Source organism: Rhodococcus sp. MS13 (assembly GCF_013277835.1).
Lineage (GTDB): Bacteria > Actinomycetota > Actinomycetes > Mycobacteriales > Mycobacteriaceae > Rhodococcus_F > Rhodococcus_F erythropolis.
On sequence record NZ_VBTL01000007.1, the window covers coordinates 386,291 to 406,604 of the forward strand.

Below are 20,314 nucleotides of genomic sequence, written 5' to 3' on the forward strand. Positions count from 1 at the left end.
GGACCCGGAAAGCAAGATACGCGCGCAAACGGAAACGCCGAATGGATCTGGTGGAGCACGATCTGTCCGTCGAGCAGTGGTCCGCGCTCAAAGCGGCCTGGGGTGGCTGCGCGTACTGCGGCGAGTCGGACGAGTCGCCGCAACGTGACTGCGTGCTGGCGATCTCCCGCGGTGGGCGCTACACACTCGACAACATCGCACCGGCGTGCCGCTCGTGCAATGCAAGCAAATGCAACAGCGAGGTCACTCTCTGGTTGCGGCGCAAGGGGTATGACGAGAAGGCCTTCCTCCTGCGTCACGCGGCGATAGGTATCGAGATGAGGGCGCAGTTCTCGGAGCAGTCGTGACGACCCCGCACGAGTTTCGCCCGATCCTCGACGAGTTGATGGAGTTCGAACCTCTGTTTCACCGAACTCGAGTAGCGATGTCACGAGACGAGTTCGATGCGGTCGTCGACCCGGAGTTCCGGGAGATCGGAGCCTCGGGTGCGCGATACACCCGCGATTACGTGCAATCGGTAGTCGCGAGCCGGCGACTCCGCGGCGAGGTGAACGACGCCGCCGAACTCGGGTGGACGGTTGACCGGCCAGCGCTGAGCAGGATCGCGCCTGACACGTATCTGGTGACGTACCGGCTGGCGCAGGCGCATCGGGTTACCGAGCGATCATCCATCTGGCGGTTCACCGAGAATCGATGGAGCGTGTTGTTTCATCAAGGCACAGTCGTCGAAAGTGGTCTGGAAGCGTGAACAGCTCCCGACTCCGCCTCGGGAGAGAGAATTGCACGGTGTGGGCACTTACACCTTGCGCACTCCGCTGACCCACGGTGATACTAGATGCAGTATCAATATTGCATGGGGAAGAGAGACAAGCTGCTCGCGCAAATGCGGACCGCGCCGCAGAACGTCACCTACGACGAACTGTTCGCACTCTGCATCGATGTCTTCGGTCAGGCCAGGCAGAACGCCGGGTCTCACGCCAAGTTCCAGACGCCGTGGCCGGGACCACGCATCAACATTCAAAAGGGTTCGGGCGGTAAGGCCAAGCAGTACCAGGTAGGGCAAGTTCTGGCAGCAATCGAACGCATGGAAGGAGAATCGCGGTGATCCCCGCAGTGGAGCACTACACATACCGAGTCGAGTGGTACGAACCCGACGGAGAGTTCCTGGGAACCTGCACGGAGTTCCCTGGCCTGTCGTGGCTCGCGGATACTCAAGCAGCCGCCCTCGACGGCATCCGTACAGCGGTGGCCGAGACGCTCGCGGACATGGCAGAGACAGGTGAGCGGATCCCCGAACCGCTGAGCGAGCGCGGATATTCGGGCAAGTTCCAGGTCCGGATCACCCCGACTTTGCACCGCAAGCTGGCACGCGCCGCCGCCGAGGAAGGGGTTTCCCTCAACGCGTTGATCTCCGAACGTCTCGCGTCCGCGTGATCGACGGGGTACCGAGGGAAGGTCGATCTCGCACTAAGCCCAAGCGCTGGAGCGTGTTGTTCCAATCAAGTCACCGCGGTTGAAAGGGATTTGTAAGCGTGAACGAATCGATCCACAACCCCACCATTCCGCTTTGGGTGGACATCACCTTCACCGTCTTCGTTCTTGCCTGGATCTTCATCACGATTAGCGCGCTCGTGGCGATCGTGCGCACCGACTTCGACCGCTCGGGCGGCAAATTCTGGTGGTCGGCACTGGTGATCGCGGTGCCTGTACTCGGTGCGCTCGTCTGGTTGCTGTTCGGTCGACCCCCGCGTGACTCCAGGTCCCGAACCTGATCTACACCGACGGCCCGGCAGTAGTCTGAGTACGGTCCGGTGCTGTCACTCTGCGCGTATCAGGGGAGAACAACGAGATGAGACCACTTCGATACTCGATCAACGTCACCCTCGACGGCTGCTGCCATCACGAGGCGGGGCTCCCACCCGACGAGGAGTCGATGCGCTACTGGACCGCTCAGATGGAACGCGCCGATGCTTTGCTGTTCGGCCGGGTGACCTACGAGATGATGGAGTCGGCGTGGCGGAAGCCTGCAACGGGCGCGTGGCCTGACTGGATGGACGAGTGGGAGATCCCGTTCGCCGAGGCAATGGACCGGGCGAAGAAGTACGTCGTGTCGAACACGCTGAGCGGGGTCGATTGGAATGCCGAACTCGTGCAAGGCGACTTGGGGCCAGCAGTTCAGCGACTCAAGGAGCAGCCCGGCGAAGGCCTGTGGGTTGGCGGCGTGACACTCCCCCTGGCATTGGCAGACCTGGGACTGATCGACGAGTACGAGTTCGTTGTGCAACCGGTCCTCGCCGGACACGGACCGACGTTGCTTGCCGGTCTGCGCGAGCGCATCCAACTCGAACTCGTCGATCGCCACGAGTTCCAGTCGGGTGCAGTCGCCGTGCGATATCGGCCCACTCAAATACTGGCTTGACGCGGCTGGCCAATGCGAACATTCGTCTCCCGCCACCGGAATCAAGTGGTGAGTCGTCGCGGCGTTGACCTTGGTCGTGTCGGGAGGTTCGTGGTTGACGAACACCATCGCATTCACCGCGACTGCGTTTGTCCAGGTCAGCATCGAACCGGTTCAAGCATCTGACGATGAGCCGATATTTCATCAGCAACGTGACATCCCCCGATGACGTACCCGCACCTTTCGAATGCCTCGCGCAGGACCTTGGCGGTCATCCCTCCGACTACGAGGCGGATCTGATGATTGCCGCATCGGAGACACAAGGGGCGAGATCAAAGCATCGGACTGCATCACGTCCAAGGTCGTTCTTCCGGCGCACCGTAGGGACCGGATCCCCGGGTCAGGTATCAGAACGGTTCAAATACCTGCAGGTAGGCGACGTGCGACCCGGCTAAAGTCCTCGTGCACGATGACGCTCTTCGCCCATACGGCCGGCACTTAGCTTCAATCGACGCAAAGCCCATAACGCGGCGACAACCACCCGGGACATGTCATCGCCTCAGTTCGAACGCAAGAAGAGTCACCACCGGGGTTGTTCGGTGTTCGGTGTTCGGTATTGACCGAACACCGAACATGCTGAGACGAGACACATGTGAACACCGAAGCTTTCACGATAGAAGCTTTCGTGATCGACGGCTTCGCCGAATTGCGCATCGACGCCCAATCGCCCATCTGCGAACCCGACACCGGCGTCGACCGTGTTCTGGAAACGGACGGCGTTGCCGTCCCGATCCATGAAATATCGCTCCCTGGTCATCGACCAGGTTGCCGAACGACTACTCACCGAAAACCGGTCTCCGGACACGACATTGTTCGTCGTATCGGACCGCGTGATCGAAACCACGCGCGGTCCTCGTCCAGCGACGCTGCGGCTATCTCGACCTTCGCGGACGACTCGCCCTACGTACAGGCAGCATGGTCATAGACACCGAAGTCAAGGCGCTCCAGAAATGCCGTGAACGGTCGGAAGCACTCAGTGGCAAGGCCGGCCTCAAAGTCGCAGCTTGAGTACTCAAGCATCTCGAACGAACTATCGCGGTGCGTGAGCTCGCGCGGGAGTTGGGTCCTGGTGATCGTCTGCAAGCTTCACCGCGCGCGTGGGCCAACGACACCGCCAGCGACATGACCATCGCGGGAATCCGGGCCCACTGCGATTGCGCTAGGGGTGTGAATCCGTTCCTCGTCGCCAGCGCGAAGACTTTGCAGCTCAGAGGCTTAGGTGTGGGCGCAACAGATTGCCAGAGGTGTAGTACAGAGAGTCTTGAGTGGTCAACGGGCTACTCGATCGCCGGGTATCCACATCCGTGGCGGGCCGGATCTTTCAATCCAACGCATCACGTCGGCATACGCTGCTCGGCGTACGCTCCGATTGCCTCCGCGAGCCATTCAGGAAGGGCCGGTTCAATCGTCTCCACGAAACCTCGCTGGAGTGGATCGTCCACATACATCTTGCCTAGTGACCGATATGCCGACGTCGAAGGCGTCCAAAATTGGCTCACCGCAGCATAGTGTTCGGCGACGACATCAAGGACTTCTTCGGAGGTGGCTGCGGCTCCTGTAGCCATGAGATCCGCAAATTTCTGCAGTAGACGAGATTGCTGAGCGCTCATGTGCGCTACGTCGGCATCGGTCATCGCCGTGGGAGGGAGAGATCCCGCTATCTCCGACACGGCCTTGCCGAATCTGTCGTCGAGCCGGGTTGTGAACGCGGAGAACTCTCGCTCATGCCTTTCCTCGTCGTAAGGTGACGCATTCTCGAGCGACACGACGTGTTCTTCGAGGGTGGAGATGAGTTGATCGAGACGATCTCTCTCCATCGTGAGGGCATCGATATGGATACGAAGCGACTCGGCTTCGCCGTCACCTCCAACCGTCACGTCGCGAATCTCGTCCAGCCCTAATCCACTGCGTCGTAAAGCAATAATTCGATACAAGCGTGGCAGGTGCGCTTCGTCATACCAGCGATAACCATTGCCGGACACCGTGGTCGGAGTGAACAATCCGAACTGATCCCAATGCCTGAGCGTTCGCGCGGAAACTCCCACTCGCCGAGACACCTGTCCTATCGACAGTTCCACCACAGAATCCTCTCACCTGCTCACGACTTGACCTTCACATTGTGTCAACTTCTACCGTTCCAGACATGGGAACAACTATCACGAACGTGCGTGTCTTCGACGGCCTGGATCTCATCGCTGCAACAGCGGTCCGGCTCGAACTGGGAACGATTGTCGAACTCGGCGATCTGGTCATCGCTCGCGCCCACGATGACCTGATCGACGGACGCGGAGGCACTCTGGTTCCGGGTCTCATCGACTCACACGTCCATCTGCTCCCCGGTGCTCCTGCACAAGCACTGTCGTTCGGTGTGACCACGGTCCTGGACATGTTCAGTAAGCCGCCACTCGTTCAGCGCGCCATCAGCGAAGGCCACGAGCGGGGGAACGCGACGGTATTCAGTTCGAGTATCGGTGCCACCGCACCCGGTGGGCATCCGTCGATGATGTACGCACCGTTCCCGTATGTCAGCAGCGCTCAGGAGGCGGCGGATTTCGTCAGTGCCCGGCGCAACGAAGGCGCAACCTACCTCAAACTGTTCTACGAGAGCGGCCAAGGGGTCGGGATGACGCTGCCATCACTCGAACTTCCGACCATCCGCGCACTCGTCGACGCGGCACATGCGGAAAACATGCTCGCAGTTGCGCACGTGCAACAGGCTGTCGACGCGGTCGAGGTCGTCGACTGCGGAGTCGATGTTCTGGCTCACGCACCGAAGAATGAGATGACGCACGCCCAGATCGCCGCGATCGTCGAGGCCAAGGCGGCGGTCATCGCCACCCTCTCCATCCAAGACGGGTTTCCGTCCCCCGGCGAACCGGCGCCGTTGCTCACCCAAGCGGCTCTGGTCGATGCACTCAGTCCGGCGTGGATCGACGTACTCGAAGCTCAATCGAAACGGTGGATGCCACCGCAGATGCCTTCATTCGAGATCGCAGCACAGAATGTCGGGGCTCTGCACCGAGCGGGTTGCACAATCCTCGCGGGAACGGACGCACCGAACCCCGGCACGGTTCACGGCGCTTCGCTGCATAGGGAGCTACAGCATCTGGTGGCCGCGGGATTCTCGCCTGTTGCTGCGCTACGTGCTGCGACCGCGGGTCCGGCGGAGGTCTTCGCACTCGTCGGCCGCGGGCGGATCATTCCTGGCGCCATCGCCGACCTGGTGCTGGTCGATGGAAGACCTGACGAGGTCATCAGCGATTCACAAAAGGTCGTCGGAGTGTGGAAACGAGGAGAACGGCAAGATCTCACCCGCTACGACGGTTCCGCGACCGAACGTGCGGGGATCTCCTTTCATCATGAGCAAACTCAACGAGTCATCGACGCGGTCATCGCGATGTATCCGCAATTTGCAAAAGAACTGCGAGGGCAATCGTTCGCCCGCACAAAACAACCCGAGAAGGACACTCACTGATGCGATCGCCTGAACCTGTGCATCGCGACGACGACGGCGAACTCATCGGACTGCTGAAAGGGAACGCGACTGGATTGTTCGAGCCGTGCACGCTCTTCGGCTATCCCCTCACTGAAGCGACAACACACGAAACCGCCACTGAATACCTCACCAACCACGGGTTGAGCTACCTGGCTCAAAACTGGGAATTTCGTGACGGAGATCGATGGCTGACGGCGCAGATCATCGAGGCCAACCTCAGCGCCGTGACCGTCCGTCTCATCGACTACGGCAGCCCGGACACATACGGCAGCCAACGAACATTGCATCCACCCTCCATCGAACACATTCGACTCCGCCGTTGACTGCATGTCATCGCGCCCCTGTGTTATCTCGGTGTCCTTCGAGACGCAAAATCGTTCAGGACATACCAAATTTCTTTTCGGAATAGAACTCTCGGACCCTGCAGATGGGCACTGTTTTCGTACGATCTGGATCTGTGCCATCGCCTGTCACGTCAATCTGTGGTTCAAGGAGAGACGAGAGCAATCTCTCCAGCGGATCCGAGCAGCGGGCGACCGAGATATCGCCGCCGACGACTTCGATCTGGTCGCCGAATTGCTAACTGACGCAACAGATCATCAACGCTGACCACAAACGGGCTATGTCGGACGCGGGAACCGGCCCGGGTGACATTAGTGAAAAACTCCCGTAAGTACGGTGTCGACGTGTTCGACGATCTGCTCACCGACTGGGCCTGTGTCCCCCCGTTGTGAGCGCGTCGCGGAGTCCGGGCGGTCACGCCATAATGGTCGACTTCGTATCGACGTCCGACACAGGCCGGACGCCGATACGTGTTCACGTCAGCTCACAGGAGCGCCACCGCTCCCGCCGAGGTGGCGGGCGAAGAACCGAGCCGAACTGTCGCGCTCGTAGTCGGGCACCGGATAGTGCCTGCCCGAGTAGGCGTGCAGCGTCTTCTCCTTCGAGCCGAAGGCATCGAACAATGCCACCCCTGACGTGCGGTCGTAATCCTTGTCGTCCCAAGGGATCCGGTACTCGACCGGGACCGTGAGCTTTCGTGCCGCTTCGATGAGGGAGTCGTCCACAAAAACTCCCCCGAAGCTCATGGCAGCGATCCTGGATTCGACCGGGGCCAACATCAGCCCGGTCACGACCCCTAGCGACACGCCGCCGAAGCCGATCGGAGCGTCGGCGTTGACGTCGGGCAGCGTTTGCAGAGCGTCGATGGTCGCCTGCCATTCCGGCACTGCACGCTCCGCCAACGATCGGTTGTACTCGACGACGATCGGGGCGACCGGCTCGTGGGCCGCCCTAGCCTGGTGGATCGCCTCGACCCACTGTTCGTCCTGTGTGTTCCGCGGCCGGTCGCCGTGTCCGGGTGCGTCGATCGCGGCGACTGTGAACCCGTGGGAGCTCACACTGTGGAGTGCGCTGGCAACCAGTCCTGGTGCCTTCTTGTGCATGCCGCCGGAGTGCCCGGACAGCAGAAGGGGTGATTCGACAGATCCGGACGCGGGTGACCAGAGCACACCGGTGATGTCGTCCAGATTGAAATGGCGTTCGACGACACCGTTCAACGTCGTCTCGGAAGTGAATTCGATGGTCGGAGAATTGGATTGCATGGTGTTACCTTTCGGGATTGCCTACTCGAGGCGCTCCCGGCGACACCTACGTCAATCGCCGATCCGTGAACACGAGTGGGAGCACCCACATGGTTACAGCGTTCATGGGTCTCACCTCCTGGCGTGTTGTCACGGTCTCGCACAAGCTATCAACCCGAACCGAAGCTCGTCCAATCATTTTTCCAGCGCGCCCGACAGCGGTCAGACCCGCGATTGGTCGACGCTCTCGCGGACGGCACGGATGTAGCGGCGCGTCACAAACGCCTGAACTCGACGTCCGATCGGAGCGCCGAGACGCACCCACCACGTTCCAGGCTTGGAGAATGCGACGATCTCGATACGAACCGCTTGGCTGGTCTCGTCGAACTGGACGACGAACAATTCCTCCCCGCATTCGGGGTGGCCTGCGCGGGTTCCGTACGCGAAGCCCTTGCGATTGGGGTCGTCGACGACATAGACGATCCGAACCGGGATAGTCACCGGACTGAGTCCGAAAGTCGCATCCTGACCTGCCACCGCGGTCGGGGCTGCCGTACGGACGGTCAGACCGGCTCCGCGGTGCATTCCCCATTCCAGGACGGTACGAGCTGCGACCTCGAAATCTTCACGTCCGGATCCGACGGTCGCGATCTCGTGAACGTGGTGATAGCCAGCGGGGAGAACGCCTGACGTTGCGCCCACCTCGAGGTACGTCAGTCCGCCCGGGCCGGACGCCATCACTGCTCGCGTCGGTGGCTGAGGATGTTGATCACGTGACCGTCGGGGTCGGTGGCGAAGAACCTGCGCACACCCCACGGCTCCTCGGTGACGGGATAGACGATGGCGTCGCCGCGCTGCACCGCGGCCTCGTACGCCGCATCGAGATCGTCCACCTCGACGGAGACGTCCGGCACGACGGGCGCATGCGCGTCGTGCGTCATGACGCTGATCTGCAAGGACGGATCCGTCGGCGAAGCCAACGTCACGATCCACCCGTGATCCATGACAACTTCGAGGCCCAGCACTTCGGTGTAGAAGCGCTGCGCGGCCTCGAGCGAACTACTCGACAGATCCGAAACTATCCGCGTGACGGCCATGTCCCGCAGGCTACGCCGCCGCCGGAGTCCACCGCGACTTGACGAGGCGCTCGATGTCACCGGAAAGTTCGTCGCTGACGATTCCCGGAAGCAGGATCTGCCACATCTCGTCGACACGATCCGGAAGGTCCGAGCGTCGGGTGAGAACGTTCGAAACCAGCTGTACCCCGGTGAATGCCGAGGGCATGAACCTGCCGAACGATTCTGCGCTGACCGATTTTCGGATTTCACCTTCCGCCTGAGCTCTGGCGGTGAGATCCGTGATTGCCGAGATCCATTCGGCGTACGGTTCCACCGGCCCCTCGTACGTGCTCAGTTCCAGCGTCAGGCGAATGCCCGCGCGAACGATCGGCTCGTCGACAATCTGACGTGCCATTTCGTGCGTGAGCATGATCATCTGTTCCAACGGGTCCTTGCCCGTCGCGGAAATCGCCTGCACCGATTCGATCGAGAGCCGATGCTGTTCGGCAATGATGAATTGCGCGAGCTCGTCCTTCGACGCGAAATGGAAGTACAACGCGCCCTTGGTAGTACCGGCCCCCGAGACTATGTCGGCCATGCTGGTGCTGCCGTAACCAGTCTTCTCGAACTGCGCGGCCGCGCCGGCAACGATTTGCTGCCGAGTCAGCTCGGCGCGTGCTTGCTTGACCACTGAATCCCTCTCGTCCTCCAAAGGCCCCCGCCCAGCAAACCCCACGGTTCGCGCCACACTCCAGCTATACCCAAAAACTTCACAATTGCCCCACATTACCAGCGCTCCTTCCATTGCTTCAATTACGAATGCAACAAAGGCGCTGGTCAGACGTCCGATTTAGAGGGAATCTCCTCTCCCCAACGTGCTTTCGTCAACCCGCGCACGGTCCACCAACTCTCCGACGAGGAGCGTCAACTCCATCATCTGGTCCGTGATTTCCTCACGCAACTGCGTTGCATCTGCCTCGGAAATCGCGCCGGACTTGGTATCGAAAGACATCAACAACTCGATATTGGTGCGAAGTGCAGTCAACGGAGCCAGAAGGTCCTGGCCCGCTTCGGTGATCAGACTTCTCTGGCGCGCCCGCGATTCCGACAACGTCCCGAGCATCCGATTGAAACTGACTGTCAACGACGCCAACTCGTCGTCGCCGGTCACCGGAATCGGCGCAAGATCATCCGTTTCGGCAACCCGCCGCGTTGCCGCAGTGAGTCGCGCAATTGGCCGTAATCCTGTGCGTGCCACAGCATCTCCGGCCGCGTAAGCGAGTGCGATACCGGCCGCCCCGAGTGCCGCCAACACCACTGCGAGTCGCTTGAGGACCGAACGGGTCGGCCCCAAGGATTGCGCGACAACCAAAGTTTGGCCCGCAACCGAGGGCTCGACAAGAATTCGATACGCATCGACGGTTGCGATCGTCTGCGACGAATTGCCGTCTGCGATCGACCTGATGGCGTCTGCGCTGGTGCTGAACGGCGGCAGACCGGGAGTCGCCGTCACCAAGGCGCCGTCGGCAGTGAGAAGCCCCACCGCCTGGATGACCGCTGTATCCGCGCCGGCCGTCAATCCCAGAACCGGTGTGACACCGCCGAAATTGACGGTGTCGGTGATCGCGTCACTCGTGCGCTCGAGCTGTCGATCGACGTTGCCTTGCAAATACGCGTTGAACACGATGTACACCGCCGACGCCGACACGATCACCGCGATCGCCACCAGGCCTGCAGTCAGCAATTTCACGCGCGCATGGAGCGTCCGCACGTGAATTCCCGATGGTTTTCGACGGCTCATTCCGGGAACCGACACTCTCATGCGCGGTCCCGCAGTGCGGCGTCGAAAGATCCCAACATCCCTCCAGTATGGTCACGGAACCTTAGACGAACCTGAAGCGAACGCGATGTCGGCCTCACAGCGCCGTTCCACTACCGAAAGCCGTGAGCCAGTCCACCGCCCCGGCTTCGGTGTCGAATGCCGGAGCGGTCGCCGGGATCGGTGGTCGTTCGACGACGATCACCGGGATCGACAATTGCCTGGCGGCGGCGATCTTTGCGTACGTCTGCTCGCCGCCACTGTTCTTGGTGATCACGACGTCGATGGCGTGAGTTCTCATCAGATCGACTTCCGCTTCGACATCGAATGGGCCACGTGCGAGCAGCAATTGCGAATGAGGCGGCAATGTCCCTGAAGGCGGATCGATGGAACGCACGAGAAACGAGACGTTCTTCACGCGGTCGAACGCCGAAACACCTTGCCTCCCGATCGTCAGAAAAGCGCGTGAGCCGACCGTCGGCACCAATTCTGCGGCGTGATCGAGACCGCGTACGGGAAGCCAAGTGTCGCCGAGTTGCTCGCGCCACGGGGGGCGTCGGTACATGGCGTACGGAACGGAATTCGCGAGGCACGCGTCGAATGCATTTTTGGTGATGCGAGCGGCAAACGGATGCGTGGCGTCCAGCACAGCACGAATATCGTTGTTCGACAACCACTCCGAGAGGCCTTCGGCTCCCCCGAACCCACCGATGCGTACTTCCCCCTCCGGCCATCGAGGATCACGAACCCGGCCGGCCAGCGATGTGACAACTTCGAGGTCGGCTGAATCGGCCAACCGAGAAGCGATCACTCGACCTTCACCCGTGCCGCCGAGCAACAGCACGCGACGACGAGTACCCGTCGGGGTCAGTGTGTGCTTCTCTCACGCGCCGCCGAGTAGAGATAGCTGTCCGGGAATCCTTCAGCAGTCAACACTCGGCCCACGATCACAACGGCCGTCTTCGTGATGCCGGCTGCATGAACAAGTTCGACGATCGTCTTCAAAGTGCCTCGAACAACGATCTCCTCGGGCCGCGAGGCGAAGGCGACGACCGCCACCGGGCAGTCCTCGCCGTAATTGTCGGCCAACTCGGATGCGATCTGTTCGATGCGATGAGCGCCGAGGTGAACCACCATCGTTGCGCCGCTGCGGCCCAGGGACCGCAGATCCTCGCCCTCCGGCATTGCCGTCGACAAGGTGGAGACTCGGGTCAGAACAATGGTCTGCGAGACGCCTGGGACGGTCAGCTCACGCCTCAGCGCTGCGGCGGCCGCGGTAAATGCAGGAACACCGGGAATCATGTCGAAATCGACACCCGCGGCGTCCAGGCGACGAGCCTGCTCGGCTACCGCGCTGAAGATCGACGGATCACCGGAATGCAGACGCGCGACGTCCAGCCCGGCCGAATGCGCTTCGACAAGGATCGCGGTGATCTCGTCCAGGCTCAGGCGAGCAGTGTCCACGACCTGCGCCCCGACCGGGCACCACTCGAGCAACTCCGCTGGGACAAGGCTGCCGGCGTACAAGCACACAGGGCTCGCAGCGATGATGCGTTGCGCGCGGACAGTGATCAGATCTGCCGCACCGGGACCCGCACCGATGAAATGAACGGTCATTGTGTGGATTCCTCCGGCGTATCTGTGCCTGCGCCTGCAGACGGCTGACTTTTTGTGACGGACCATTGGACCACCGGAAGTTGCGGTCGCCAAACGTTGAACGCGCCCAAAGGCTCGGCGCGCTGCACCTGAAAGCGTCGCAGCGTCCCACCATGGCGACTCATCCAGCCGAGCAGCAACGATTCGGACTCGGCAGTCACGGCGTTGGCAACCAGACGCCCGCCCACGCTCAACTGCTCCCAGCACGCTTCGAGCATTCCCGGTTGCGTGACGCCGCCGCCGACGAACACCGCATCGGGACGCCGAACCTCTTCCGCAAACGCCTCGGGCGCGGTCGCTTTCACTGCCAACGCAGGCACGCCGAGATTGATTGCATTGGCACCGATCTGCGATACCCGGCTCGCCACCTTCTCGAATGCTGTTGCAGTGCAACGCGGGTGGGTTCTCATCCACTCGATGGCGACGGTTCCCGACCCTCCGCCGACGTCCCAGAGGTGTTCTCCCGGCGCCGGTGCGAGTGCACACAACGTCAATGCGCGGATCTCCTGCTTGGTCATCTGACCGTCGCCGACAAAGGCAGCATCCGGTAGACCCGGGATTCGAGTCAGCCGCAACGGATGATCGACCGAGATGCACTCGACGGCCAGAACGTTCAACGCGTCCACGTCCTCGTCCGCGTGATCCCACTCGTCCGCCACCGTGACGGTCCGCGATTCCTCGGCCCCGCCCAGCTGGGCCAGTACAGTCAGAGTCGATCGTCCGAAGCCCGCGCCGGACAACAGACGTGCCACCTCCCCCGGTGTCGAGCGCCCGTTGCTCAGAACCAACAGGCGCGCGCCATCGACCACTGCCGCCAAGACGGTCGCCGAGTCTCGGTTCACCAGGCTCACGACGTCGACCTCGGACGATGCCCATCCCATTCGCGCGCTCGCCAACGCCACCGACGACGGGTGGGAGATCACTCGCACGTTGTCCGCGCCGAGCAGCCGGACCAACGTGACGCCGAGGCCGTGGAACATCGGGTCACCGCTGGCGAGAACACATACTTTGCGGTCCGCGTTCTCGGCGAACATCGACGGCAACGCCGGAATCATCGGAGACGGCCAGGTGAGCCGGGTGGGCGCACGCCGTGCCCCGAGATGTGCCGCCGGGACCAAGTCCAACTGGCGCGGCGATCCCATCAGGACCTCCGCACCGAGGATTGCGCCCTTTGCGCTCTCGGACAGCCCGTCCCAGCCGTCGGCGCCGATGCCGACGATCACCACCGGGTGTGCGGTCATCGCGGCATCCGGCGCCAGATCGTCTGAGGCAGAAGCCGCATGACGAAGAACACCGGCTGCAGAATTCGCGGAACCCACACCCGAGTCGCCCCGGAGTTCAGTCCCCGTACGACGGCGTCGGCGACCTGCGACGGAGTGCTCGACATCGGGGCAGGCGACATTCCCTCGGTCATCTTCCCGATGACGAACCCTGGCCGTACCAACATCAACTGCACGCCCGAACCGTGCAGCGCGTCGCCCAGACCGCTGGCAAAACCTTCCAAGCCGGCCTTTGCGCTCCCGTAGACGTAGTTGGCGCGGCGAACCCGAACGCCGGCGACGGACGAGAACACCACGATCTTTCCGGTTCCCTGTCGGCGCGTGATCTCCGCGAGGTGCGTGAGGATGCTGATCTGCGCCACGTAGTCGGTGTGCACCACCGCGACCGCATGCGCCGCGTCGGTTTCGGCACGCGCCTGATCGCCGAGAATTCCGAAGGCCAGTACTGCAACCGAAATCCGACCGTGCTCGGCGACTACGGCGTCCAGGAGGTCTCCGTGCGTGTCGACGGCGTCGGCGTCGAACTCGACGGTGGAGACGCCGACCGCTCCGGCGTTCCTGAGCATCTGCTCCTGCTCCGACAGCTCGCCGCTGCGTCTGGCAGCCAGAACGATGTTGCGGCCCGGCGCGAGCCTGACCGCGATCTCGAGGCCGATCTCACTTCGTCCGCCGAGGAGCAGTACCGTCTCGATGTCATTCACGTTCGCACCCGCAGTCACCGCTCCAGTGTCCTGGATTACCGTCGTGGCATGACGCTCACCCCCTCCACCACGCCATCGGCACAGCAGACTCTCACCGAAGACGGGCTGAAGTTCGTCGGTGAATACCACCTCGCGACACTCACGACGTTGCGTCCGAACGGCACCCCACACGTCGTGGCCGTCGGGTTCACCTGGGACCAGGAAGCCGGAAAGGCGCGCGTGATCACCAGCGGTGGTTCACAGAAGGCGATAAACGCAGCGCGTGGCGGATACGCCGCAGTCAGTTCGGTCGACGGTGGTCGCTGGCTCACGCTCGAAGGGCCGGCACGCGTGCTCGCCGACGAGGACTCCGTGGCCGACGCCGTTCGGCGCTATGCCGAGCGGTACCGCCAGCCACGGGTCAACCCAGCGCGCGTGGTCATCGAAATCGACGTCACCCGCATCCTCGGGTCCGCGGCGTTCAAGGAAAGCTGATCAGCCGAGGACAGTCAGGCCGTGCGGACGGTTGTTGAACGACTCGCAACCGTCCGCGGTCACGACGACGATGTCCTCGATACGGGCACCCCAACTGCCGCGGAAGTAGATTCCCGGTTCGATGCTGAAGGCCATACCTTCGACGAGTTCGATGGTGTTGCCCTCGACGATGTACGGCTCCTCGTGCACGGACAGCCCGATACCGTGACCGGTGCGGTGAACGAAGACCTCCGCAAGACCTTGTGCGGCAAGCACTTCGCGGGCGGCAACGTCGACGGATTCTGCGGATACTCCTGGCCGCACCGAATCGACGGCAGCCTGCTGTGCCGCTTCGAGTACCGCGAACTGCGCTGATACCTCGGCGGACGGCTGCCCCATGCTGTACGTGCGGGTGGAATCCGAGTTGTAGCCGGGCTCGACCGGTCCGCCGATGTCGATCACCACGATATCGCCGCTCTCGATCACCCGGTCCGAAACCTCGTGATGCGGATCGGCGCCGTGCGGGCCTGATCCGACGATCACAAACGCGGCCTCGGTGTGCCCCTCTTCGAGAATCGCCTCCGAAATTGCCTCGCCCACTTCGGCTTCCGTATGGCCGACGATCAAGAACTCGGCCATGCGGGCGTGAACACGGTCGATCGCCGCACCGGCCCGTCGCAACGCCTCGATCTCGGCGTCGTCCTTGACCATCCGCAATTCACGCAATACGCCGGTAGCGAGGATCGGCAACGCGCCCAAGGTGTCTGCGAGCGGGATCAGGTGCAATGCAGGCATCGCATCCGTCACCGCAACCTTGGCGCCGGTCGGGAGTTGCGCCGCCACAATCGCATACGGGTCGACACTGTCGACCCAGTCGAGGACGGTCAGCCCGAGATCGCCCACCGCCGATTCCTTCAACGACGCCAACTCCAAGCGAGGAAGCACGACAGACGCCTTCGCCGTGTCCGCAGCGATGACCAACGCGGTCAAGCGCTCGAACGAGTCGGCCCGAGAACCCGTCAGGTACCGCAGATCCGGGCCTGGAGTCACCACCAGACCGTCGAGTCCTGCTGATCGAGCCAACTCCGCGGCGCGAGCGATACGTGCGCCGTAGACGGCGCTGGAGAATCGGGAATCCTGTTCGGCTGGAGACGTCATGGCTTACAGGTTAGTGCCGACTGGCAGGATGGTGACCATGAGTGGGCCATTGCTTCTCCTCGACGGTGCCAGCCTGTGGTTTCGTGCGTTCTACGCGCTGCCCGAGTCATTCGTCGACCCCGACGGAAGACCTGTCAACGCCGTGCGCGGTTTCACCGACATGGTGGCTTCCCTGATCACCAAACACCAGCCGAGTCGTCTCGCGGTGTGCCTGGACTTGGATTGGCGACCGCAGTTCCGCGTCGATGCAGTCCCGACGTACAAAGCGCATCGCGTCGAAGAAGGCTCTGACGGTTCGTCCGAAGAAGTTCCGGACACGTTGACGCCTCAGGTCGACATGATCATGGACGTGCTCGCAGCAGCAGGAATCGCGACGGCGGGTGCCGTCGGACTCGAAGCCGACGACGTGCTGGGAACGCTTGCCGCCACCGAGCGCGAAGATCTCACCGTCGTCGTCAGTGGTGACCGAGACCTTCTGCAGGTCGTCACCGACGAGTACGTGCCCGTTCGTGTCCTCTACGTGGGCCGTGGCTTGTCCAAGGCAGAACTCTTCGGACCGGTCGAGGTTGCCGAGAAGTACGGAGTACCCGGTGACCGTGCGGGCGAGGCATACGCCGAACTCGCGGTACTGCGCGGAGACGCCTCCGACGGTCTACCCGGCATCAAGGGTGTCGGTGAGAAGACTGCGTCGACGCTGATGCTGCGCTACGGCTCGTTGGCCGGACTTCGCGCGGCCGCAGCTGATCCGGAATCCGACATGGCCAAGGGAATTCGCGCAAAACTCACCTCACCAGAGGCCATCGCTTACCTTGATGCTGCGTTGCCGGTAGTACGAGTGGTTCGCGACGCGGACGTTCAGTTCTCGAAGGACGACCAACTCCCGGCGACCCCCGCCGATCCCGCACGCTTCGAGGAAGTGGCGGCCTCGCTGAACATCGAGCGCTCGGCCGGACGGCTTGCCGCCGCGCTCGCGGCTGCGGCGGCAGGCCGTTCCGACCAGTAGAGCGTCAGCTCGGGCGGCTGACCTCGTACGTGCCGTTGTCGTCGACAAACGTCACAGTCACGTTCGACTTCACACCCGCGATCGAAAGCGTGCAGGTGAACTTGTTGCCTGACTTGACTTCCTGGTCCGCGGGGCACTGAACGTTGCTCACGTTCTTTGCCCCGTAGGACTCGGTGACGATCTTCTCGACGCCGGCCTGAGCCGCGCTCTGATCGAGTGTGTTCTTGCCGAAGACACCGAACACCAGGGCCACCACGACAGCAGCAAGAACGACGAGAACACCGATCGCACCGAAGATCAAAGGCTTCTTCGACTTACCCGACTGGTTTCCGGGCGCACCGGGACTCGGGAACGGCTGAGCCTGGTTCCACTGATTCTGCTGTCCCGGCGCTTGGCCGGGAGCCGCGGCGCCCCATGCCTGCTGAGGTGCGGCAGCAGGCGGCTGACCCCAGGCCTGGGTTGCGTCAGGTGCCTGCTGTTGCCCGGGCTGACCCCACGGCTGAGCGGGAGGCTGCTGCTGGGGTTGTCCCCACGGCTGTTGCTGGCCGGGTTGTCCTTGTCCAGGTTGCTGCGGCTGACCGTACGCAGGCTGACCACCAGGCTGCCCGGGCTGGCCGTAGGCAGGTTGTCCCCACGGCTGTTGCTGGCCGGGTTGTTGACCGGGCTGCGGTGTTTGACCAGGCTGACCCCACGGCTGCTGCTGGCCGGGCTGCTGACCAGGCTGCTGCTGACCGCCCGGCTGCTGAGGATTCTGCCCCCACTGCTGCTCGTTCGGCTGCTGCTGATCACCAGGACCCCATTGCCGATTCGGATCGTTCGGTCCGTAAGGCCCGCTCATGTTCGCCTCCCACTCGAAATACCAGTCTGCGAATCAAACCACATAGTTGCGGTCATGCTGCGTCGACAGCAACTACCCCGCGACGAATTGCAGCTACCGCCCGCGCCGCAGTCTTCGCGACGTCGGCATCCGTCGATGTCAGGCGGACCTGATCGAGGAGATCGATCACCTGACGACACCAACGTACAAAGTCACCCGCAGACAGCGCACGGCCCTGTGCTCCGGCCGCGATCAGTGCGTCGACAAGCGAGTTCTCACTCGCCCAGTGATAAACGGCGGTGACGAATCCGAGATCCGGTTCCCGCGTCGGCGGCAGCTTGTGGCGAATCTCGTCCGACCGCAGTTCGCTCCACAATCGTTGAGTGTCGTTGAGGGCGTGACGAAGCGCCGCTGTCGGCACCCGATCAACGGTGTCGCCGTCCCGACGTGATTCGTAGACCACCGAGGAGACGACGGCCGCCAACTCGGCCGGGCTGAGACCTGTCCACGCCCCGGTCCGCAGGCACTCGGCGACCAGAAGGTCGCTTTCGGAGTAGATGCGGCTGAGTCGTCGTCCGGATTCGGTGACTTCGGGCGCTGCTTCGGCAGTCATGTACTCACGCTCTTTGAGTAGCGCAATGATGCGGTCGAACGTCCGCGCCAACGAGTTGGTGGTGGCCGCTGCCTTTTCCCTCATCGACTGCGTTTCCCGGGCCAGCCGGTTGTAGCGCTCACCGATCCGGCTCAGATGTTCACGATCGGGCCAGCTGTGGCACGGATGCGAGCGAATAGCGCGTCGCAAAGTAGCGACCTCGGCGTCTTCGGACGCGCCCGCCTTGTGGCGCTTCTTCCGCCGGGGGGCACTGATCCCGGTACTACGCAACGCCGAGGCCAGATCGCGCCGGATCCTTGCGGTGTGGTGATCGACATGCTTGGGCAGGCGCATCTTTCCCAGAACGTCGGCTGCTTCCGGGAAATCACCCGAGGAGAGTCGGCCGGCCCACTGATCGGCAGTCAGAACCAGCGGACGCGGGTCCTTCGGATCGTTGTCCGGGACGAGGACCACTGCCACCCCGGAATGACGACCGATGGGAATTGCGATCACGTCACCGCGGGCGAGTGCACGGAGGGACTCCACCGCATCTCCGCGTCGATCTTCGCGGCCCTTACGTTCGAGCGCGCGCTCGCGCGCACTGAGCCGCTCACGCAACGACGCGTATTCGAAGTATTCGCCGTCCGCACCGCCGAGTTTCTCCTGCAAACCCTTCAGGGCTTCTTCGTTCCGCTCGATGCCACGCACCAGGCCGACCACCGAGCGATCCGCTTGGAACTGTGCGAAGGAACGCTCGAGCAGCTTCCGTGAATCGGCCGCGCCCATGCGTTCGACGAGGTTGATCGACATGTTGTACGAGGGGCGGAACGAACTGCGGAGCGGGAACGTCCGGGTCGACGCCAAGCCGGCGACATCCGTGGGCTCGACCCCGGGCTGCCACAGGACCACAGCGTGCCCTTCGACGTCGATGCCGCGTCGGCCTGCCCGACCGGTCAGCTGCGTGTACTCCCCCGGTGTCAGTTCGGCATGCGATTCACCGTTGTACTTGACCAGACGTTCGAGGACCACCGTGCGTGCCGGCATGTTGATGCCGAGGGCCAGCGTCTCGGTCGCGAAGACCGCACGCACGAGACCTTTGACGAACAGTTCCTCGACTGTCTGGCGAAATGCCGGCAACATGCCGGCATGGTGAGAGGCCAGTCCGCGTCGCAGTGCCTTGCACCAGTCCCGATATCCGAGAACTTCGAGATCCTCCTCGGGTAGTTCCCCGGTGTGTTTCTCGATGATGGTGTCGATCTCGCGAACCTGCTCCGGCGAAGTCAGATCCAGTCGGGACCGCAGGCACTGTGCAAGAGCCGCATCACAACCGGCGCGGCTGAAGATGAAGGTGATCGCCGGGAGCAGTCCGGACTGGTCCAGCTGCGCGATGACGTCAGGTCGTGGCAAGGGTCGGAAATCGTTGGAACTCTGGTAGCTGCCACGACGCCCGCGGCCACGCGGCTGCCAGCTCTCGACGCGTTCGAGAGCCTGACGCTGCTTGACGTGGCGAACCAGATCCTGATCGACGAGCACGGTCTTCGGCCCAGCGGCAGGATGACTGCGGCTGTCGAAGAGATCGAAGATCCGTCGACCGACCATGATGTGCTGCCACAGCGGGATCGGCCGCGTCTCGTCGACGACCACGGTGGTGTCGCCGCGGACGGTTTCCATCCAGGAGCCGAATTCTTCGGCATTGCTCACGGTCGCCGACAAACTCACCAGCCGAACGTCCTCGGACAGGTGCAGGATCACTTCCTCCCACACCGCACCACGGAACCGGTCCGCCAAGTAGTGCACTTCGTCCATGACTACGTGCGAAAGCCCGCGCAGTGCCTCGGAATTTGCGTAGAGCATGTTCCGCAGGACTTCAGTGGTCATGACGACCACCGGTGCGTCGGAGTTGATACTCGAATCACCCGTCAGCAGGCCGACCTCGCTCGGGCCGTACCGCTCGACGAGTTCTGCGTACTTCTGATTACTCAACGCCTTGATCGGCGTCGTGTAGAAACACTTGCGGCCCGCCGCGAGAGCCAGGTGGACAGCGAACTCGCCGACCACGGTCTTGCCTGCGCCGGTCGGCGCGCAGACAAGGACTCCGTGGCCCGCTTCGAGCGCAACGCATGCCTTCACCTGGAATGGATCGAGTTCGAACTTCAGGCTGGACGCAAACGTGCTCAGTTCACTCTTGTTCATAACCACCTCGTCAGGGTTTCACACGCCGCCGACGTGGTGGCACGGCG

Annotated in this window: 24 protein-coding genes; 10 read left to right on the forward strand and 14 right to left on the reverse strand. The window is 62.6% G+C overall.

The window, feature by feature from the left end; translation table 11 throughout:
* Positions 1-41 precede the first annotated feature (41 nt).
* The 6 genes from FEZ59_RS15840 (at position 42) to FEZ59_RS15865 (ending at position 2,419) form a co-directional block, all read left to right on the forward strand.
* Complete coding sequence (locus FEZ59_RS15840) at positions 42-347, forward strand: HNH endonuclease signature motif containing protein (protein WP_242459821.1); 306 nt, start codon at positions 42-44, stop codon at positions 345-347.
* Positions 344-748, forward strand: a complete 405-nt coding sequence (locus FEZ59_RS15845) for a DUF4440 domain-containing protein (protein WP_172932869.1) — start codon at positions 344-346, stop codon at positions 746-748. The genes FEZ59_RS15840 and FEZ59_RS15845 overlap by 4 nt, the downstream gene beginning before the upstream one ends.
* A 105-nt stretch (positions 749-853) precedes the next feature.
* Positions 854-1,105: a hypothetical protein gene (locus FEZ59_RS15850; RefSeq protein ID WP_172932870.1), complete on the forward strand. Its 252-nt coding sequence runs from the start codon at positions 854-856 to the stop codon at positions 1,103-1,105.
* The gene (locus tag FEZ59_RS15855) at positions 1,102-1,434 is read left to right on the forward strand and encodes a toxin-antitoxin system HicB family antitoxin (RefSeq protein WP_223257807.1); all 333 of its coding nucleotides are present in this window, start codon (positions 1,102-1,104) and stop codon (positions 1,432-1,434) included. The genes FEZ59_RS15850 and FEZ59_RS15855 overlap by 4 nt, the downstream gene beginning before the upstream one ends.
* Positions 1,435-1,532: 98 nt before the next feature.
* Positions 1,533-1,772: a PLDc N-terminal domain-containing protein gene (locus FEZ59_RS30410; protein ID WP_020907792.1), complete on the forward strand. Its 240-nt coding sequence runs from the start codon at positions 1,533-1,535 to the stop codon at positions 1,770-1,772.
* A gap of 77 nt (positions 1,773-1,849) precedes the next feature.
* Positions 1,850-2,419, forward strand: a complete 570-nt coding sequence (locus FEZ59_RS15865; RefSeq protein WP_134999296.1) for a dihydrofolate reductase family protein — start codon at positions 1,850-1,852, stop codon at positions 2,417-2,419.
* A gap of 559 nt (positions 2,420-2,978) precedes the next feature.
* On the opposite strand, the gene FEZ59_RS15870 is transcribed toward FEZ59_RS15865, so the two are convergent.
* A complete protein-coding gene (locus FEZ59_RS15870) occupies positions 2,979-3,242 on the reverse strand; it encodes a hypothetical protein (RefSeq protein WP_141137666.1) in 264 nt (87 codons plus the stop codon).
* A gap of 550 nt (positions 3,243-3,792) precedes the next feature.
* Positions 3,793-4,536, reverse strand: coding sequence for a MerR family transcriptional regulator (locus tag FEZ59_RS15875; protein WP_172932871.1), 744 nt, complete (start codon positions 4,534-4,536; stop codon positions 3,793-3,795).
* Positions 4,537-4,601: 65 nt separating this feature from the next.
* Between FEZ59_RS15875 and FEZ59_RS15880 the strand changes: the two genes are divergently transcribed.
* Positions 4,602-5,933: an amidohydrolase family protein gene (locus FEZ59_RS15880; protein WP_172932872.1), complete on the forward strand. Its 1,332-nt coding sequence runs from the start codon at positions 4,602-4,604 to the stop codon at positions 5,931-5,933.
* On the forward strand, positions 5,933-6,277 hold the full coding sequence (locus FEZ59_RS15885; RefSeq protein ID WP_172932873.1) for a hypothetical protein: 345 nt from the start codon (positions 5,933-5,935) through the stop codon (positions 6,275-6,277). Before FEZ59_RS15880 ends, FEZ59_RS15885 begins: the two co-directional genes overlap by 1 nt.
* Positions 6,278-6,775: 498 nt before the next feature.
* Here FEZ59_RS15885 and FEZ59_RS15890 read toward each other — a convergent pair whose 3' ends face one another.
* From FEZ59_RS15890 to FEZ59_RS15930, 9 genes are all read right to left on the reverse strand, one after another.
* Entirely contained in the window at positions 6,776-7,558 is a 783-nt protein-coding gene (locus FEZ59_RS15890; RefSeq protein ID WP_134999299.1) for an alpha/beta hydrolase, read from the reverse strand.
* 201 nt (positions 7,559-7,759) lie between these two features.
* On the reverse strand, positions 7,760-8,275 hold the full coding sequence (locus FEZ59_RS15895) for a DUF1990 domain-containing protein (protein WP_134999300.1): 516 nt from the start codon (positions 8,273-8,275) through the stop codon (positions 7,760-7,762).
* Positions 8,275-8,634, reverse strand: a complete 360-nt coding sequence (locus FEZ59_RS15900; RefSeq protein WP_172932874.1) for a VOC family protein — start codon at positions 8,632-8,634, stop codon at positions 8,275-8,277. The genes FEZ59_RS15895 and FEZ59_RS15900 overlap by 1 nt, the downstream gene beginning before the upstream one ends.
* Before the next feature lie 10 nt (positions 8,635-8,644).
* Positions 8,645-9,286 carry a ScbR family autoregulator-binding transcription factor gene (locus FEZ59_RS15905; RefSeq protein WP_019748499.1) on the reverse strand — a complete coding sequence of 214 codons (642 nt, stop codon included), beginning with the start codon at positions 9,284-9,286 and terminating at the stop codon, positions 8,645-8,647.
* A gap of 159 nt (positions 9,287-9,445) precedes the next feature.
* Complete coding sequence (locus FEZ59_RS15910) at positions 9,446-10,345, reverse strand: HAMP domain-containing protein (protein WP_225320034.1); 900 nt, start codon at positions 10,343-10,345, stop codon at positions 9,446-9,448.
* A 166-nt stretch (positions 10,346-10,511) separates the two neighbouring features.
* A complete protein-coding gene (locus tag FEZ59_RS15915; RefSeq protein WP_172932875.1) occupies positions 10,512-11,258 on the reverse strand; it encodes a cobalt-precorrin-6A reductase in 747 nt (248 codons plus the stop codon).
* 23 nt (positions 11,259-11,281) lie between these two features.
* The gene (gene cobM, locus FEZ59_RS15920; protein ID WP_019748502.1) at positions 11,282-12,031 is read right to left on the reverse strand and encodes a precorrin-4 C(11)-methyltransferase; all 750 of its coding nucleotides are present in this window, start codon (positions 12,029-12,031) and stop codon (positions 11,282-11,284) included.
* Positions 12,028-13,311, reverse strand: a complete 1,284-nt coding sequence (cbiE, locus tag FEZ59_RS15925; protein WP_134999303.1) for a precorrin-6y C5,15-methyltransferase (decarboxylating) subunit CbiE — start codon at positions 13,309-13,311, stop codon at positions 12,028-12,030. Before cbiE ends, cobM begins: the two co-directional genes overlap by 4 nt.
* Entirely contained in the window at positions 13,308-14,069 is a 762-nt protein-coding gene (locus FEZ59_RS15930; protein WP_069146593.1) for an SDR family NAD(P)-dependent oxidoreductase, read from the reverse strand. Before FEZ59_RS15930 ends, cbiE begins: the two co-directional genes overlap by 4 nt.
* Positions 14,070-14,099: 30 nt before the next feature.
* Between FEZ59_RS15930 and FEZ59_RS15935 the strand changes: the two genes are divergently transcribed.
* A complete protein-coding gene (locus FEZ59_RS15935; protein WP_019748505.1) occupies positions 14,100-14,525 on the forward strand; it encodes a PPOX class F420-dependent oxidoreductase in 426 nt (141 codons plus the stop codon).
* On the opposite strand, the gene FEZ59_RS15940 is transcribed toward FEZ59_RS15935, so the two are convergent.
* Positions 14,526-15,662, reverse strand: a complete 1,137-nt coding sequence (locus tag FEZ59_RS15940; protein WP_172932876.1) for a Xaa-Pro peptidase family protein — start codon at positions 15,660-15,662, stop codon at positions 14,526-14,528.
* 37 nt (positions 15,663-15,699) lie between these two features.
* Here FEZ59_RS15940 and FEZ59_RS15945 point away from each other — a divergent pair, with 37 nt between their 5' ends.
* A complete protein-coding gene (locus FEZ59_RS15945; RefSeq protein WP_069146631.1) occupies positions 15,700-16,665 on the forward strand; it encodes a 5'-3' exonuclease in 966 nt (321 codons plus the stop codon).
* A 4-nt stretch (positions 16,666-16,669) separates the two neighbouring features.
* On the opposite strand, the gene FEZ59_RS15950 is transcribed toward FEZ59_RS15945, so the two are convergent.
* Positions 16,670-17,503: a DUF4333 domain-containing protein gene (locus FEZ59_RS15950; protein ID WP_020907805.1), complete on the reverse strand. Its 834-nt coding sequence runs from the start codon at positions 17,501-17,503 to the stop codon at positions 16,670-16,672.
* A 52-nt stretch (positions 17,504-17,555) separates the two neighbouring features.
* Positions 17,556-20,267 carry an RNA helicase gene (locus FEZ59_RS15955; RefSeq protein ID WP_172932877.1) on the reverse strand — a complete coding sequence of 904 codons (2,712 nt, stop codon included), beginning with the start codon at positions 20,265-20,267 and terminating at the stop codon, positions 17,556-17,558.
* Positions 20,268-20,314: the final 47 nt, after the last annotated feature.

Bases quoted from the DNA above. Each gene is read 5' to 3' on its own strand.
- FEZ59_RS15955 (WP_172932877.1), bottom strand. From the start codon at position 20,267: ATGAACAAGAGTGAACTGAGCACGTTTGCGTCCAGCCTGAAGTTCGAA.
- FEZ59_RS15885 (WP_172932873.1), top strand. From the start codon at position 5,933: ATGCGATCGCCTGAACCTGTGCATCGCGACGACGACGGCGAACTCATC.
- FEZ59_RS15940 (WP_172932876.1), bottom strand. From the start codon at position 15,662: ATGACGTCTCCAGCCGAACAGGATTCCCGATTCTCCAGCGCCGTCTAC.
- FEZ59_RS15880 (WP_172932872.1), top strand. From the start codon at position 4,602: ATGGGAACAACTATCACGAACGTGCGTGTCTTCGACGGCCTGGATCTC.
- FEZ59_RS15950 (WP_020907805.1), bottom strand. From the start codon at position 17,503: ATGAGCGGGCCTTACGGACCGAACGATCCGAATCGGCAATGGGGTCCT.
- FEZ59_RS15900 (WP_172932874.1), bottom strand. From the start codon at position 8,634: ATGGCCGTCACGCGGATAGTTTCGGATCTGTCGAGTAGTTCGCTCGAG.
- FEZ59_RS15850 (WP_172932870.1), top strand. From the start codon at position 854: ATGGGGAAGAGAGACAAGCTGCTCGCGCAAATGCGGACCGCGCCGCAG.
- FEZ59_RS15935 (WP_019748505.1), top strand. From the start codon at position 14,100: ATGACGCTCACCCCCTCCACCACGCCATCGGCACAGCAGACTCTCACC.
- FEZ59_RS15890 (WP_134999299.1), bottom strand. From the start codon at position 7,558: ATGCAATCCAATTCTCCGACCATCGAATTCACTTCCGAGACGACGTTG.
- FEZ59_RS15840 (WP_242459821.1), top strand. From the start codon at position 42: ATGGATCTGGTGGAGCACGATCTGTCCGTCGAGCAGTGGTCCGCGCTC.
- FEZ59_RS15895 (WP_134999300.1), bottom strand. From the start codon at position 8,275: ATGGCGTCCGGCCCGGGCGGACTGACGTACCTCGAGGTGGGCGCAACG.
- cobM (WP_019748502.1), bottom strand. From the start codon at position 12,031: ATGACCGTTCATTTCATCGGTGCGGGTCCCGGTGCGGCAGATCTGATC.
- FEZ59_RS15945 (WP_069146631.1), top strand. From the start codon at position 15,700: ATGAGTGGGCCATTGCTTCTCCTCGACGGTGCCAGCCTGTGGTTTCGT.
- FEZ59_RS15865 (WP_134999296.1), top strand. From the start codon at position 1,850: ATGAGACCACTTCGATACTCGATCAACGTCACCCTCGACGGCTGCTGC.
- cbiE (WP_134999303.1), bottom strand. From the start codon at position 13,311: ATGACCGCACACCCGGTGGTGATCGTCGGCATCGGCGCCGACGGCTGG.